14 protein-coding genes are annotated in these 16,964 nt (G+C 24.7%); 4 read left to right on the top strand and 10 right to left on the bottom strand.

Features of this window, described 5'->3' with window-relative positions:
- Window positions 1–56: 56 nt before the first annotated feature.
- From rpoB to rpsL, 10 genes are all read right to left on the bottom strand, one after another.
- Entirely contained in the window at window positions 57–4,085 is a 4,029-nt protein-coding gene (rpoB, locus tag RA161_02340) for a DNA-directed RNA polymerase subunit beta (protein WMY97353.1), read from the bottom strand.
- Window positions 4,086–4,360: 275 nt separating this feature from the next.
- Complete coding sequence (gene rplL, locus RA161_02345) at window positions 4,361–4,732, bottom strand: 50S ribosomal protein L7/L12 (GenBank protein ID WMY97725.1); 372 nt, start codon at window positions 4,730–4,732, stop codon at window positions 4,361–4,363.
- A gap of 73 nt (window positions 4,733–4,805) precedes the next feature.
- A complete protein-coding gene (rplJ, locus tag RA161_02350) occupies window positions 4,806–5,306 on the bottom strand; it encodes a 50S ribosomal protein L10 (protein WMY97354.1) in 501 nt (166 codons plus the stop codon).
- A gap of 218 nt (window positions 5,307–5,524) precedes the next feature.
- A complete protein-coding gene (gene rplA / locus RA161_02355) occupies window positions 5,525–6,223 on the bottom strand; it encodes a 50S ribosomal protein L1 (GenBank protein ID WMY97355.1) in 699 nt (232 codons plus the stop codon).
- Between the two features lie 4 nt (window positions 6,224–6,227).
- A complete protein-coding gene (gene rplK, locus RA161_02360) occupies window positions 6,228–6,656 on the bottom strand; it encodes a 50S ribosomal protein L11 (GenBank protein ID WMY97356.1) in 429 nt (142 codons plus the stop codon).
- A gap of 56 nt (window positions 6,657–6,712) precedes the next feature.
- A complete protein-coding gene (gene nusG / locus RA161_02365; GenBank protein ID WMY97357.1) occupies window positions 6,713–7,255 on the bottom strand; it encodes a transcription termination/antitermination protein NusG in 543 nt (180 codons plus the stop codon).
- 29 nt (window positions 7,256–7,284) lie between these two features.
- Complete coding sequence (secE, locus tag RA161_02370; protein ID WMY97358.1) at window positions 7,285–7,662, bottom strand: preprotein translocase subunit SecE; 378 nt, start codon at window positions 7,660–7,662, stop codon at window positions 7,285–7,287.
- A gap of 139 nt (window positions 7,663–7,801) precedes the next feature.
- A complete protein-coding gene (gene fusA, locus RA161_02375; GenBank protein ID WMY97359.1) occupies window positions 7,802–9,928 on the bottom strand; it encodes an elongation factor G in 2,127 nt (708 codons plus the stop codon).
- A 101-nt stretch (window positions 9,929–10,029) separates the two neighbouring features.
- Window positions 10,030–10,500 (bottom strand): 30S ribosomal protein S7, encoded by a 471-nt coding sequence (rpsG, locus tag RA161_02380; GenBank protein WMY97360.1) that lies wholly within the window; start codon window positions 10,498–10,500, stop codon window positions 10,030–10,032.
- A 69-nt stretch (window positions 10,501–10,569) separates the two neighbouring features.
- A complete protein-coding gene (rpsL, locus tag RA161_02385) occupies window positions 10,570–10,947 on the bottom strand; it encodes a 30S ribosomal protein S12 (protein WMY97361.1) in 378 nt (125 codons plus the stop codon).
- 583 nt (window positions 10,948–11,530) lie between these two features.
- Here rpsL and lptD point away from each other — a divergent pair.
- Genes lptD through rsmA form a run of 4 tightly spaced genes read left to right on the top strand, consistent with a single transcriptional unit; the run spans window position 11,531 to window position 16,949 of the window.
- Window positions 11,531–13,777 carry an LPS assembly protein LptD gene (gene lptD / locus RA161_02390; GenBank protein ID WMY97362.1) on the top strand — a complete coding sequence of 749 codons (2,247 nt, stop codon included), beginning with the start codon at window positions 11,531–11,533 and terminating at the stop codon, window positions 13,775–13,777.
- 54 nt (window positions 13,778–13,831) lie between these two features.
- Window positions 13,832–15,139, top strand: coding sequence for a peptidylprolyl isomerase (locus tag RA161_02395; protein ID WMY97363.1), 1,308 nt, complete (start codon window positions 13,832–13,834; stop codon window positions 15,137–15,139).
- Window positions 15,140–15,145: 6 nt separating this feature from the next.
- Window positions 15,146–16,135 (top strand): 4-hydroxythreonine-4-phosphate dehydrogenase PdxA, encoded by a 990-nt coding sequence (gene pdxA / locus RA161_02400; GenBank protein WMY97364.1) that lies wholly within the window; start codon window positions 15,146–15,148, stop codon window positions 16,133–16,135.
- A 7-nt stretch (window positions 16,136–16,142) separates the two neighbouring features.
- A complete protein-coding gene (rsmA, locus tag RA161_02405) occupies window positions 16,143–16,949 on the top strand; it encodes a 16S rRNA (adenine(1518)-N(6)/adenine(1519)-N(6))-dimethyltransferase RsmA (GenBank protein ID WMY97365.1) in 807 nt (268 codons plus the stop codon).
- The last annotated feature ends 15 nt before the right edge of the window (window positions 16,950–16,964 follow it).

Consider the following 16,964-nt stretch of genomic DNA (forward strand, 5'->3'; position numbering starts at 1 on the left):
AAAAACTCCCGATAAAGAAAAATCTTTTTATTTATAAATAAAAAGATAAAATTCTTTTATTCATCTTCAAGTTCAATATTAATTGCTAATGAACGAATTTCTTTTAATAAAACATTAAAAGATTCAGGCATACCTGGAATCATTTGATGATTGCAATCTACAATGTTTTTATACATTTTAGTTCTTCCACTAACATCATCAGATTTTACAGTTAACATTTCTTGTAAAGTATATGCGGCACCATAAGCTTCTAATGCCCAAACTTCCATTTCACCAAATCTTTGTCCTCCAAATTGGGCTTTACCTCCTAATGGTTGTTGTGTTACTAAACTATATGAACCAGTAGATCTTGCATGCATTTTATCATCTACAAGATGATTTAGTTTTAACATATACATATATCCTACTGTTACAGGACGTTCAAATTTTTCTCCTGTACGACCATCATATAAAGTAATTTGTCCAGAAATTGGTAAATCTGCTAATAACAATAATTCTTTAATTTCCTTTTCATTCGCACCATCAAAAACTGGAGTAGCAATAGGAATACCTTTTCTAATATTTTTAGCTAAATTAATAATTTCTTTGTCAGTAAAAGTATCAAAATCTATTTTTTGACGAGGAGATTCTCCTAAATTATATGCTTTATTTAAAAATTTTTTTATTTTTTGAATATTTTCATTTTTTTTTAACATCAAATTAATTTTATCACCAATACCTTTGGCAGCCATTCCTAAATGAGTTTCCAAAATTTGTCCAATATTCATTCTTGAAGGAACACCTAATGGATTTAATACAATATCAACTGGATTTCCATTTTGATCATATGGCATATCTTCAATAGGATTAATTTTTGAAACTACTCCCTTATTACCATGACGACCTGCCATTTTATCACCAGGCTGAATTTGACGTTTTACAGCTAAATAAACTTTGACAATCTTTAATATACCTGGAGCTAAATCATCACCCTGAGTAATTTTAGCTTGTTTGATTTTAAGTTTTTTTTTAAATTTCATTTTTAATGCATTATATTGATTAATTAATTTATCCAATAATTTTTGATTACTTTGATGATTTAACGGTATTTTTAACCATTTTTCATAAGATAATTTTCTTAACTTCATTAAAGAAATACCATCATTAATCAACAATGTACGAATTTGCATAAATAATCCGTCTTCAAATATTCGAAATTCTTCAGATAAATCTTTTTCAATATTTTTAAGTTGCATTTCTTCTATTTCTAATGCTCTCTTATCTTTTTTGATCCCATCACGAGTAAAAATTTGCACATCTATTATGGTACCAGATACCCCATTAGGAACACGTAGTGAAGAATCTTTAACATCTGATGCTTTTTCACCAAAAATAGCTCTTAACAATTTTTCTTCTGGAGTTAATTGTGTTTCTCCTTTTGGAGTAACTTTTCCAACTAATATATCTCCACCAGTTACTTCAGCACCAATATATACTATACCAGATTCATCTAATTTAGATAATGCATTTTCTCCTACATTAGGAATATCGGATGTAATTTCTTCAGCACCTAATTTAGTATCACGTGATATACAAGCTAATTCCTGAATATGAATAGTAGTAAATCTATCTTCTTGAACTACTTTTTCTGAAATTAAGATTGAATCTTCAAAATTATAACCATTCCAAGGCATAAATGCGACTCGCATATTTTGACCAAGTGCTAATTCTCCTAAATCTGTAGATGGACCATCTGCTAGTACATCACCACGTTCTATTTTTTCATTTAATACAATACAAGGCATTTGATTAATACAAGTATTTTGATTAGACCTTGTATATTTAACTAAATTATAAATATCAATACTTGATTTTCCAGAATCTATTTCATTTTCATTGACTTTGACAACAATTCGAGAAGCATCAACATATTGAATAATTCCACCACGTTTTGCAACTACAGTAACACCAGAATCTACTGCAACAGAACGTTCCATTCCTGTACCAATTAATGGTTTTTCAGAACGCAACGTAGGAATTGCTTGACGTTGCATATTTGCACCCATCAATGCACGATTTGCATCATCATGCTCTAAAAAGGGAATCAAAGACGCACCAACTGAAACAATTTGTTGAGTAGAAACATCCATATAATTAATTTGATTACGATTAAATAAACTAGATTCTCCTTTATGACGACAAGTAATTAATTCTTCAACAAAACACCCCTGATTATCTAAAACTGTATTAGCTTGAGCAATAATAAAATTTCCTTCTTCAATTGCTGAAAGATAATGAATATTGTTAGTAACAATCCCATTTTTTACAACACGATAGGGAGTTTCTAAAAACCCATATTCATTAGTTTGTGCATATACAGATAATGAATTAATTAATCCTATGTTAGGACCTTCAGGAGTTTCAATAGGACAAACACGACCATAATGTGTTGGATGCACATCGCGCACTTCAAATCCTGCTCTTTCACGTGTCAATCCTCCAGGACCTAACGCAGAAATACGTCTTTTATGTGTAATTTCAGATAATGGATTATTTTGATCCATAAATTGAGATAATTGACTAGAACCAAAAAATTCTTTTACTGTAGCAGAAATTAATTTAGGATTAATCATATCTTGAGGCATTAAAGTGTCTAAATCACCCAATGATAATCTTTCTTTTACAGCTCTATCCACACGTATTAAGCCTATTCTAAATTGATTTTCAGCCATTTCTCCAACTGAACGAACACGACGATTTCCTAAATGATCAATATCATCTACTTCTCCTTTTCCATTTCTAATATCTATTAATTTCTTTATTACATCTATAATATCTGAATTACTTAAAATACTGGAACCTAAATTAGTTCTTCTATCTAAAGACCGATTAAATTTCATCCTTCCAACAACAGAAAGATCGTATTTATCTTCAGAAAAAAATAAATTTTCAAATAAATTTTCTGCAGCTTCACGAGTAGGAGGCTCACCAGGACGCATCATACGATAAATTTCCATTAAAGCACTTAATTTGTCATAAGATGTATCAATACGTAACGTATCAGAAATATAACCACCATGATCTAAATCATTAATAAACAAAAATTCTAATTTTTTATAACCATTTTTTTTTAAACTTAAAATATTTTCTAAAGAAACTTTAGTATTTGCTGAACAAATCAAATTACCTGTATTTATCTCAAAAAAATCTTTTGATATTACCTTTCCAATAATATACTCACAAGGAACTTCAATGCAGTCAATTTTATCTTTTTTTAATTGTTCAATATGACGTGAAGTAATTCTTCTTCCTTTTTGAATGTAAACTTGTCCATCTATAATAAAATCAAAAGATGCTGATTCTCCACGTAATCTTTCAGGTATTAAAACCATAAAAAATTTTTCATTAACAATGTTAATTACTATTTTTTTGAAAAAAATATTTAATATCTCCTCTACACTGTAATTCATTGCTCTTAAAATAATAGTTGCTGGTAATTTTCGACGCCTATCAATACGAACAAAAAGATTATCTTTTGGATCAAATTCAAAATCTAACCATGATCCACGATAAGGTATAATTCTCGCATTATATAAAACTTTTCCAGAAGAATGAGTTTTCCCTTTATCACTATCAAAAAATACTCCAGGACTACGATGTAATTGAGATACTACAACACGTTCAATACCGTTAATAATAAATGTACCATTATTTGTCATTAATGGTATTTCTCCCATATAAACTTCCTGTTCTTTAATATTTTTTACTTTACTATCAAAAGATTCACGATCATAAATTATTAGCCTTAATTTAACACGTAAAGGAGCAGAATATGTCATTCCACGAACTTGACATTCTTTAACATCAAATATAGAATCATCTAATCTATAACTAATATATTGTAATTCTGCATTCCCATTGTAACTTAAAATAGGAAAAATAGAATTAAAAGCAGATTCTAGTCCATGTTTACCAGTCAGATCACGTTTGATAAATTTTTGAAATGAATCTATTTGAATAGATAAAAGATAAGGAACATTTAAAACCTGTGGACGTTTACCAAAATCTTTACGAATTCGTTTTTTTTCAGTATAAGAGTAATTCATAAAACCCCTCAATTCATTTATTAGTATTTCAATGTCTCGATTTTTAGAGTAAAAAAACAAATTTTCTCAATAGTTATTAAGATATTAATTTATATTTTTTGAATTCATAAAATTAATAAATGAATGACAATCAAATCAATTTCTCTTAAAGAAATTCAAGATAGTATTAAAAATACTATAATTTTTGTATATTACTCTAAATATTCAGAGCAAAAACGGCTGGTGATTAGTAACCACCAGCCGTCAGCCCTTTTATGGGCTGCTATAAAATAACTTTATTGAAGTTCAACAGAAGCGCCTGCTTCTTCTATTATTTTTTTTATTTTTTCAGATTCTTCTTTGTTAACAGATTCTTTAATTGTAACTGGAGCAGATTCAACCATATCTTTTGCTTCTTTTAATCCTAAACCAGTAATAGTACGAATAGCTTTGATAGTAGAAATTTTGTTACTACCCATATTAGATAATATGATATTAAATTCTGTTTTTTCTTCTTTTTTTTCTACTTTTTCAACATTAGTCGTTTCTAAATTATGAGATGCACTACTAATCCCAAACTTTTCTTCCATTAATTTAATCAGTTCCGTAATGTCCATAATAGACATCTTTGAAACTGCATTAATGATTTCTTCTTTTGTTAAAGGCATAATGATCATTCCTATTATTTAATAGAATTAAATAATTAATAATAAAACATTTTATAAAATGTAAAAAAAAAAATTAAAAAAATTGTTTTTTTTTATTCTGAATAAGTCGAAGTGTACGATATAATCTTAAAAAAGAAATTTCTTTTATCAAATTTAAAAATTTTGCTATTGCTTCCTCGTGAGTTGGTAAATATGCAAGTTCATCAAGATTTTTTTGAGAAAAAAATTGATTCTGAAATACACCTGCTAAAACTTTGAAATCTAAATTTTCTTTTTCAAAATTTTTTAATAATCGTGCCGCTGAACCAGGATTTTTTTTAGAAAAAGCAATTAATATTGGACCAATAAGAAATTTCTTTAAACATTCATATTGAGTATTTTGAAATGCTATAGATGTAATTGTATTACGAACAACACGGATATCAATATTATTCACACGAGCATCTCTTCGAAGTTTTGTCATATTATTTACATTTATTTTTTTAAAATTTGCAATTACAACTGATAATGAATTTTCAATAATATGACGAATTTCAGAAAGAATAGCTGTTTTTTTTTTATATTTTAAAATCATTAAATTACCCAGCTCAAATTAATTAAATTTAATTTTATAAAAATTAATAAAAAAAAATTTTATAAAACATAATTTTACTTGTATTCAAACTTATTTTTTATTAAAAATAATTAGTTATAGTAACAACTAATAAATACTTAATATCTTCTTCGATTTAAAATTATCTAAATTTATAAAAAATAAAAATTATTGATATATGTATATTACTTTATTTTATATTAAAATTCTATAGGATCAATATTAACTCCATATCCCATCGTTGTAGAAAGATAAATTTTCTTTATAAAAACATTTTTTACTGAAACAGGTTTTCTCTTTTTTACATCATGAAGCAAATTCAAAAAATTTTCTTTTAATTTATAGATATCAAAATCAATCTTTCCTATACTTGTATGTATTACAGCATTTTTATCATTACGATAAAATATTTGTCCATTTTTAGCATTATATACCGATTTTGCTACATTATTAGTTATAGTTCCTAATTTAACATTGGGCATTAAACCCTTTGGTCCTAAAATTGAAGATAATGATCTTACTATTTTCATAGAATTTGATGTAGCTATAACAAGATCAAATTTTATTTGGTTCATTTTAATTTTGTTAACTAAATCTTCCATTCCTATAAAATCTGCTCCATTTTTTTTTGCATCTTCTGCATCTTGACCACTAGCAAAAACAGCAATTTTTACTAATCGACCAGTTCCATACTTTAAAATAGTAGTTCCTTTTATATTTTGATCAGATTTTTTAGGGTCAATAGATAGATTGATTGCAATGTCAAGACTTTCTACAAATTTAACAGTTGTAGAATCTTTCAATAACTTTATTGCTTCATCAATTTTATATAAATTAGATTTAGAATGCTTTATTTTTTTATTATGAAGATAACGCATTCTTCTAGTAAGTTTAATCATCAAATTAATCCTTACAAACTATTCCAATAGAGCGCATTGTACCACTAATTGAACGTATCATTGCTTCAATATTGGAACCAGTCATATCAGAAGATTTAATTTTAGCAATTTCGTAAATTTGTTTTTTTGTTATAGTACCTACAATAGAATGAGATGGTTTTTTTGATCCTAATTTAATACCAGCTGCTTTTTTTATCAAAAAAGATGCAGGTGTACTTTTTAATATAAAAGTAAAAGAACGATCTGAATAAACAGTAATTATAACTGGAATAGGTAATCCTTTTTCAAATTTTTCTGTTCTAGAATTAAATTCTTTACAAAATTCTATAATCTTCACACCTTTTTGACCTAATGCTGGACCAATAGGAGGACTTGGATTAGCCATTCCTGCTCCAACTTGTAGTTTAATATAACTATCTATTTTTTTTGCCATACAATATTTCCTTGAAAATTTACAATAAACATGACAATTTTTTTAAATTTTTTGTTTTATACTTTTTCAACTTGACTAAAATCTAAATCTACTGGAGTAGCACGTGCAAAAATAGATACTGATAATTTTAATCTGCTTTTTTCATAGTCAACTTCTTCAACTACACCACTAAAATCTGAAAATGGTCCATTAATAACACGTAAAACTTCACCTGGTTCAAATAATATTTTTGGTCTTGGTTTATTACCAGATTTTTTTAAACGATTTATGATTAAATTTACTTCTTTTTCATTGATAGGAGAAGGTTTATCAGAAGTGCCTCCGACAAATCCCATAATTCTTGGTATACTACGTACTAAATGCCAAGTTTTTTCATTCATAACCATTTGAATTAAAACATATCCTGGAAAAAATCTTTGTTCACTTTTTCTACGTTGACCAGCTCTCATTTCTATAACTTCTTCAGTAGGTATAAAAATCTCTCCAAAAAATCTATCTAAATTATATAATTTCATACGTTCTTTTAAATTTTGTGAAACACGAAATTCAAACCCTGAAAAAGTTTGAATAACATACCATTTTTTTTCTAATTCTAACATTAATTAACACCTAACCTAATATTTTATATTTAAAAAAATGCTATTAATGATATTAAATAAATTAAAATACTATCTAATCCCCACAAAATTAATGATACAAAAATTGTTACAAATGAAACTATGAAAGTTGTTTGTAATGTTTCTTTGTAACTTGGCCAAATAACTTTATACATTTCTATTTTTGATTCTTTAAAAAAATCTAAAAATAATTTTCCTTTTGTTGTTTGGAATACAACAAAAAAACAAAAAATCAAACAAATAATAACAATAGAAAAACGAATTACAGGAGAACTATGTTTTAAAAAATAATTACTTGAAATAGAGATAAATAAAAATATTAAACTTACCATCCATTTTATACAATTGAACACTTTTTCTTTTTTTTGAAGATCAAATTTTAACTTCATAAAATGAACCTATTATACTATTTTAGTAACTAAAAATATAAAAAACATTAATATTTAATAATTTTTATTAAGTATTAAATTTTAATTCAATACCTTAAGATAAATAATAACATTATAAAAAAAATATAACAAAATTTTTTTATAATTTATTATTTTTAATTCCAATAATATCTTTTGAAATATTATTTGGTATTTCTTGATATTTTAAAAATTCCATTGTATAAGAAGCTCTGCCTTGCGTTTTAGAACGTAAATCAGTTGCATAACCAAACATCTCAGATAAAGGTACTTGAGATCGAATAACTTTTCCAGAAACGTGATCTTCCATACCTTCAATAACCCCTCTTCTACGATTTAAATCACCCATTACATCACCCATATAATCTTCCGGAGTTTCAACTTCAACATTCATAATAGGTTCTAATAAAATTGGATTAGCTTTTAAGAAAGCTTCTTTAAAAGCTAAAGAAGCTGCGATTTTAAATGCTATTTCTGATGAATCAACTTCATGATAAGATCCATCATATAATGTAACTTTAATATCAATTATAGGATATCCTGCTAATACACCATTTTTAATTTGTTCTTGAATACCTTTATTTATTGCAGGTATATACTCTTTAGGTATTACACCACCAACAATTTTATTATGAAATTCATAACCAGTTTTATGTCCAGATTCTAAAGGTTCTATTCGTATCCAAACGTGTCCAAATTGTCCCCTTCCACCAGATTGACGAATAAATTTTCCTTCTTGATTAATACTTTTCCTAATCGTCTCACGATACGCTACTTGAGGTTTACCAATATTTGCATCTACTTTATATTCACGGCGTAAACGATCAATCAAAATTTCAAGATGCAATTCACCCATACCAGCTATAATAGTTTCTCCAGTTTCTGAATTAATTGAAACACGAAAAGAAGGATCTTCCTGTGCTAATTTCCCTAATGCAAATCCCATTTTTTCTTGATCAAATTTAGTTTTTGGTTCAATTGCAACTGAAATGACCGGTTTTGGAAAATCCATTTTTTCTAAAATAATTGGATATTTAGGATCACATAATGTATCACCAGTTATTACATCTCTTAAACCAATAGCAGCAGCAATATCACCAGAATAAACCTCTTTAATTTCTTCTCTTTTATTTGCATGCATTTGAACTATACGTCCAAATCGTTCTTTATTTCCTTTTGTAGAATTTAAAACGATATCACCAGAAGTAACTAAACCAGAATATACACGAAAAAAAGTTAAATTACCTACAAACGGATCACTAGAGATTTTAAAAACTAATGCTGAAAAAGAAGAAGTATCACTTGCAGTATATTTATCTAAATATTTACTATTATTAATTTCTAAAAAATCTTTATTACCTTTAGTTAAAGGTACATCAACAGGAGATGGCAAATATTCAATTATTGCATCTAATAATGTCTGAATTCCTTTATTTTTAAAAGCTGATCCGCAAGTTACTAAAATAATTTCATTTTTTAGTACACGTTTTCTTAAACCTTCTTTTATTTCATTTTCAGAAAAATTTATTCCATTAAAATATTTTTCCATTAAAATATCAGAAGATTCTGCTGCAGCTTCAATAATTTTTGTATGCCATTTTTTAACTTCATTTTTCATACTAATTGGAACATTCTGAAAAGAAAAATCTAATCCTTGATTTTTTTCATCCCAATAAATAGCCTTTAATTTAATTAAATCAACTACACCAATAAACGACTCTTCTACACCAATAGGTAATTGAATAGGTACAACAACTATAGATAACTTTTTATTAATCTCTCTAATAACACGAAAAAAATCAGCACCTGTACGATCCATTTTATTAATAAATGCAATGCGAGGAACTTGATATTTATTAGCTTGACGCCAAACTGTTTCAGATTGTGGTTGTACTCCACCAACTGCACAATAAACCATAACAACACCATCAAGAATACGCATAGAACGTTCTACTTCAATTGTAAAATCAACGTGTCCAGGTGTATCAATTATATTGATACGATGCTTAGAAAATTGATCTTTAATACCTGACCAAAAAGCAGTAGTAGCAGCAGAAGTAATTGTTATACCACGTTCTTGCTCTTGTTCCATCCAATCCATTGTTGCTGCTCCATCATGTACTTCACCAATTTTGTGGCTTACACCAGTATAAAATAAAATACGTTCTGTAGTTGTAGTTTTTCCAGCATCTATGTGTGCACTAATGCCAATATTACGATATTGCGTAATAGGAGTTTTTCGTACCATTCTTTCCTCTTAAGGATAAACTTATGTCTTGAAATAATTATACAATTTTAAATTCAGTAAAAAATATTGTTCATATTAATAAAAATTCATAATAAAAAAAATTACCAACGATAATGTGCAAAAGCTTTATTTGCTTCAGCCATTTTATGCACATCTTCTCTTTTTTTTATAGCATTACCTTTATTTTCTATAGCATCAGATAACTCATTGGATAAACGCAAAATCATAGTTTTATCAGATCTTTTCCTTGCTGATTCTACAATCCATCTCATGGCTAATGTATGTCTACGAACAGGTCTTACTTCTACTGGAACTTGATATGTTGAACCTCCAACACGACGAGTTTTTACCTCTACTATTGGAGAAACATGATCTAAAGCAATTTTAAAAGTTTCTATATGATCTTTGTGAAAACGTTTTTCTAAAATATCTAAAGATGAATATACAATATATTCAGCTAAAGATTTTTTTCCTTTTACCATGATTATATTGATAAATTTAGCTAACAATTCTGATCCAAATTTAGGATCAGGTGATATTTTTCGTCTACTGATTATACGACGACGAGACATGTTCTTTCTCCGTAAAAATTCACTTAAAAAAAAATTTTTTCAAAATATTTAAAATCGTTACGTAAATAATTATGAAGAACTTGATTTTTTTGATCCATATTTAGATCGACCTTGTTTTCTTTTTTGTACACCAGCACAATCCAATGTTCCACGAATTGTATGATAACGAACTCCAGGTAGATCTTTAACACGTCCTCCACGAATTAATACTACCGAATGTTCTTGTAAGTTATGTCCTTCACCACCAATATAAGAAGTTACTTCTAAACTATTTGTCAATCTCACACGACATACTTTTCTCATTGCTGAATTTGGTTTTTTTGGTGTTGTAGTATAAACTCTAATACATACTCCACGTTTTTGAGGACAAGAATTCAAAGCAGGAACATTACTTTTAGTAATTTTCGAAGAACGTGGCTTTCGAATTAATTGATTAATTGTTACCATAAAAAAATTTTACCTCTCTAAAATGGAAAAACAAACATCAAAAAAAATTAAGATTATATAAAAAACTGCAATTAATTCGAAAATAATTATTTTTATATAATTACAATTACTCTAATTCAAATAACTAGACCAAATAAATAAAAAAAATCTGAAAAAAACGAATTCCACTATAAGTTTTATTTTTGTATTTATTCAAAATAAATACAAAAATAAACAATTAAATATTAACCTATCTCAAAAAAATTAAAATAAATAAGAATTATAGCGTTATCAAGGCAATTTTTTAATAAAAATAAATACAAAAAAATTTAAATTAAATTTTTTTGTATTTATTTTTATTAAAAAAACGCTATTAATTTAATAATAACATTTATCAGACAATATAGCAAATGCAATATAATAAAAAACGTCTTATAAAAAAATTAAATAACCAAAATAGTTAAAATAAATTACTTTTTTTCACAAAAAAGTATTATAATCAAAAGTTATTTTTTCTTAAAAAGAATTTTTCTATTCAAAAAATAGAAATAATTATTCAATAATTATCTTATAAAAATGCAAAAAAGTACACAAAAAATAAGACATGAAAAAAAAAAATAAAAATATTATACTATTCGTTATTGGATTTTTAATAACTATTTTAAGTAAACAAATATTTTCCTCTAGTAAAAATAATTTAAATTTATCACCAAATCAAAAAAAAAACAAAAATTCAATACCTATATATATTACCGCAAAAGAAATAGAATCTAAATATCCAAATTATATTAGATATAAAAAAAACGTAAAAATACAAAAAAAGGATATGAAGATTTCTTCAGATGATATTCTTATAATGGAAAAAAAAATTAATGAAAAAAAAAAGAAAATTATTATTGCAAAAAATAATGTTACTTTTAGTAATAAAAAAATATTACTAAAAGGAAATAATGCTCTTATTAATCTTAACGATAATGTCATAAACATAAAAAATAGTCATTATCAAATGAACAACAAAATTGGACATGGTCAAGCAAAAAAAATAGAAATCAACAAAAATTATATTTATTTAAACCATGCAACATTTAGTAGTTGTCCAAATAATCGTAATGATTGGAAAATTTCTGGATCGAAAATAACTTTTAATCATAATAATAAAACTGCTGATATATTTAATGCTAAATTTTACATTAAAAACACACCAATACTTTATATTCCATATCTAAAGTTCCCAATTTTTAATAAACGTCGTTCTGGATTTCTATTTTTAAAAAGTGATTATACACACTATTCAGGAATAAACTTCTCTATTCCTTTCTATTGGAATATTGATTCCAATTACAATGCTTCAATTATCCCTCAATTAAGTTTATCTAATGGATTAAAATTAAATAACAAACTGAATTATTTAACTAAGTTAGGTAAAGGAACTGTAATTTTTGACTGGCTACCTATAAAAAATGGAAAAATAATAAAAAAGGAAAACAATATCTTCAAAAAAATAAAAAATGATAATCTTGATGATCGATGGTTTTTTTCTTGGAATCACTCAGGTATTATAAATAAAACAATAAAACTAAATACTGAATATTCTAAAGTTAGTGATTTTCAATATTTTGATGATTTTTACACAAAAAAATACCATCATGATCAAAAAGATTTAAAACAAAAATTTAATTTAAGTTACACAAATTCAAATTGGAATATATCTTTAGGAAGTAAAAAAATTGAAAATTACTATAAACTATCTGATAATTATAGCATATACCCTCATTTTAATATTGATTATCATCAATATAATATTCAACCTTTTTATATTAAAATTCATGCAGAAGCTTCTCAAATTAAAAACACTACCAATAATGACTCAAAAATAACTAGATTCAATATTGATCCAGAAATTAATTTTAAAATATTTAAACCTTGGATTAATATTAATAATTCTATAAAAATAATTAGTACAAATTACAATAAAAAACCTTCTATAAAAACAATAAAAAAACAAATTTTCAATAAAAAAAATATGTTTCCTATTTTTAAAACAGATGTAAAATTAACTATTAAAAACAACTTATTTATTAAAAATAATAAGTTTATTCAATCGTTAGAACCGTATATGCAATTTCTTTATATACCGTATCAAAAAAGAAGCACATATTTTAATGAAAATAATTTTCTAGAAGAATACTATCAAAGTATATATTACTACAATATAATTAGTGGACTAGATTTAATGCTCCCAGTTAATCAAATTAATACTGGTTTTATGACTAGAATTTATAATAAAAAATTAACAGAAATATTTAATTTTTCTTTTGGACAAAAATATGATTTTTACTCTCCTCAAACAAAATTATGCTTTGATAAAAACCAAAGAATATTATGGACTGGAATTATTAATTTTAATTTAACAAATCAACTAGGAATTAATAGTACATTTCAATATGATAAAAGTTATCAAAATATTATAGTAAGCAATATTTCAACTAAATACCATTTAAATCCCAATAACTCGATACAGTTGACATATCGTTTTGTTGATTATAATTACCTGTATCAAAAAATAAAAAATAATATTTTTTTAGAAAAAAAAAATATTTCTCAACTAGGTGGCACGATTCATTGGAATATTATGAAAAATTGGGATATTGCAGGATCATATTTTTTTAATACAAGTTATAAAAAAATAACTAATCAATCTATCATGTTAAAATATCATACACCATGTTGGTCAATTAAAATAGGACAAGAATTAAACAAAAAATATAATCAATTAGGAAAAAATTCATTTGATAATAAATGGTCTATTAATATAGAACTAAAAAATCCAAAAAAATATTTTTTTAACTAAAAACCAATAAAAAATATTGTTTTTGTAAAAAATACTATTTAAAAAAAATATATTATGAATGGTAAACTAAAAAAAAACTTATTTAAAAATTTTCAATTAATTATTATTTTTATTATAGCTTCTATACAAAATACTTTTGCAATAAAAAAAGAAATTGATGGTATTGCTGCTATCGTAGATCATAATATTGTATTAAAAAGTGACCTAAATAATTTGATTAAAAATATTCAACAACATCAAAAAAATGAAAAAATTAATATTTCTAACAAAATTATTTACGATGTAGCACTAAATAACTTAATCAAAGAAAAAATAATTTTTAATATAGGAGAAAAAATTGATTTAATCATAACCAAAGAAAAAATTGATGAAATTATTAAACATATTGCATTTAAAAATAATCTAACTTTACAAGAAATGAAAAACAAACTTGAATTAAATAATGTTGATCTGAATTATTATCAAAATCAAATTAAAAAAGAAATTATTATGAAAGAAATAAGAAATAATCAAATTTGTTACAAAATTCCAATTCTTCAGAAAGATATCGATTTTTTGTATAAAAAAATAGAATTAAATAATAAAAATCCAATTTTAAAAATTGATCATATATTAATTCCTTTATCAAAAAATGCAAATAAAAAAGAAATAGAAAAAATAGGAAAAAAAATATCTTTATTAGTTAACAAAATAAAAAACGGAAAAGATTTTAATTCTTTAAAAAAAGAATATTCCACATGTAAAAATACATTTTGTAACAATCTTGATGGTTATGTAGAATATAAAAAAATACCAAAAATATTTTTTGAAGATATACACAATACACAAATAGGAAATATAATTGGTCCAATACGTTCTGACTTTGGATTCCATTTTTTTAAAATAAACAATATTAATCAAGACAATAAAATTTTAATTTCTCAAATTAAAATACGTCATATTTTTATACAAGAAAATCCAATTTTAGACATTAAAAATGCATATAAAAAAATTAAAACCATTCACGATAAAATTAAAAACAATATTTTAAAATTTGAAGAAGCTGCAAAAAAATATTCAGATGATTTCCATTCTTCTTTACAAGGAGGATTTTTAGATTGGAATAACTTAGAAAATTATGATCAAACTTTTCAAAAAAAAATAAAAAAACTAAAAGAAAATGAAATTAGTGAACCATTTCATTCTAAATTGGGTTGGCATATTATTCAATTATTAAAAATAAAAAAAATTTATTCTACAAAAAACGATGCACAAAAAGAAAAAATATATCAATTACTATATTTAAATAAATGCAAGCAAGAAGAAAATATATGGATTGAACAACAATATGCAAATTCATATATTAAATTACTACATAACTAATAATCTATGAAAAATAAAAATCATACTATTGTCATTAACCCAGGAGAACCATCTGGAATAGGAGTAGATATTTTAATTAAATTAGTTCAAAAAGATTGGCCTGTAAAATTAGTTACTTATGCTGATTATGATTTGTTAATTCAAAGATCAAAAAAACTTAAACTAAATTTAGAATTAATAAAATATTCTCAAAAATCACAACAAACAAAATATCAAAAAGCTGGAACTTTACATATAATACCAGTATCTTTAAATACTCCTGTTACGCCAGGAGTATTAAATAAAAAAAATAGTACATACGTTATTAAAACACTTCAATACGCGTGCAATGCATGCAAAAATAATATATTTTCAGCATTAGTTACAGGACCAATACATAAAGGAATTATAAATGAATCTAAATTTTTTTTTACTGGACATACTGAATATTTAGCAAATCAAACAAATTCCAAAACAGTAGTTATGATGTTGTTTAATAACAACATTAAAGTAGCAATGGTTACAACACATATACCAATAAAATTAGTTTCAAAATCTATTACACGTGAAAAACTTAAAAATGTTATTTTTGTCCTTCACAAAGAATTAAAAAAACTTTTTAAAATTAATAATCCTAAAATTTATGTTTGTTCTCTAAACCCTCATTGTGGAGAATACGGATACATTGGAGATGAAGAAATTAATGTTATAATACCAGTAATAAAAGAAATGAAAAAAAATGGACTATTAATTTATGGACCTTTTTCTTCTGATACTATATTTCAAAAAAAATATTTAGATTATGCAGATGTTATACTAACTATGTATCATGATCAAGGATTACCAATATTAAAATATAAAAATTTTAATAATCTTGTAAATATCACATTAGGACTACCTTTTATTCGTACTTCTGTAGATCATGGAACTGCATTAGATATAGCAGGAACAAATAAAGCAAATCCAAAAAGTATAATTAATGCTTTAAATATAGCAATTAAAATGATTAAAAATTAAATTAAATATGAGAAAAATAAAAACTAATAAGAAATTAGGACAACATTTTTTAATAGATCAACACATTATTGATCATATTATCAAATACTTTCGTCCTAAAAAATGTCAAAATATAATAGAAATAGGACCTGGATTAGGAGCACTAACCTTACCATTATTAAGGTATATGAATCATATTTATGCAATCGAATTTGATTATCATTTAATAAAATATTTACAAAAAAAATATGAAAAAATTCGAAAAAAAGTTACTTTTGTATCTAAAGACGTAATGACTGTTAATTTTTTAAAATTTTACAATGAAAAAAATAAAAATATAAGAATCTTAGGTAACTTACCTTATAACATTTCTACATCTTTAATTTTACATTTATCTTCTCATATCGATATTATTAATGATATGCTATTTATGTTACAAAAAGAAGTAGTAAATCGTTTAATTTCTGTTCCAAATTCAAAAACATATGGAAGTCTTAGTATTATTACACAATATTTTTTTAATATACTTCCTATTTTAGAAGTAAATCCTATTTCTTTTCAACCAACACCTAAAGTTGATTCAGTATTAACACATTTTATTCCTTATAAAAATAATCCTTATCAAGTAAATAACATTCAATTATTTAAAAAAATAATAAAAACTGCATTTAATCAACGAAGAAAAAAAATATCTAATAGTTTAAATATTTTTTTTTCTAAAAAAGATTTTAAAAAATTAAAAATCTCTTCATATTTTCGTGCAGAAAATCTTTCAATAAAAGATTATTGCAATTTGGCATGTCTACTACACTTAAAACATGCTAATAAAAAATAATATTTTTGGGGGTAT

The sequence above is a fragment of the Arsenophonus sp. genome (assembly GCA_031446085.1).
In the GTDB taxonomy this organism is placed as follows: domain Bacteria; phylum Pseudomonadota; class Gammaproteobacteria; order Enterobacterales; family Enterobacteriaceae.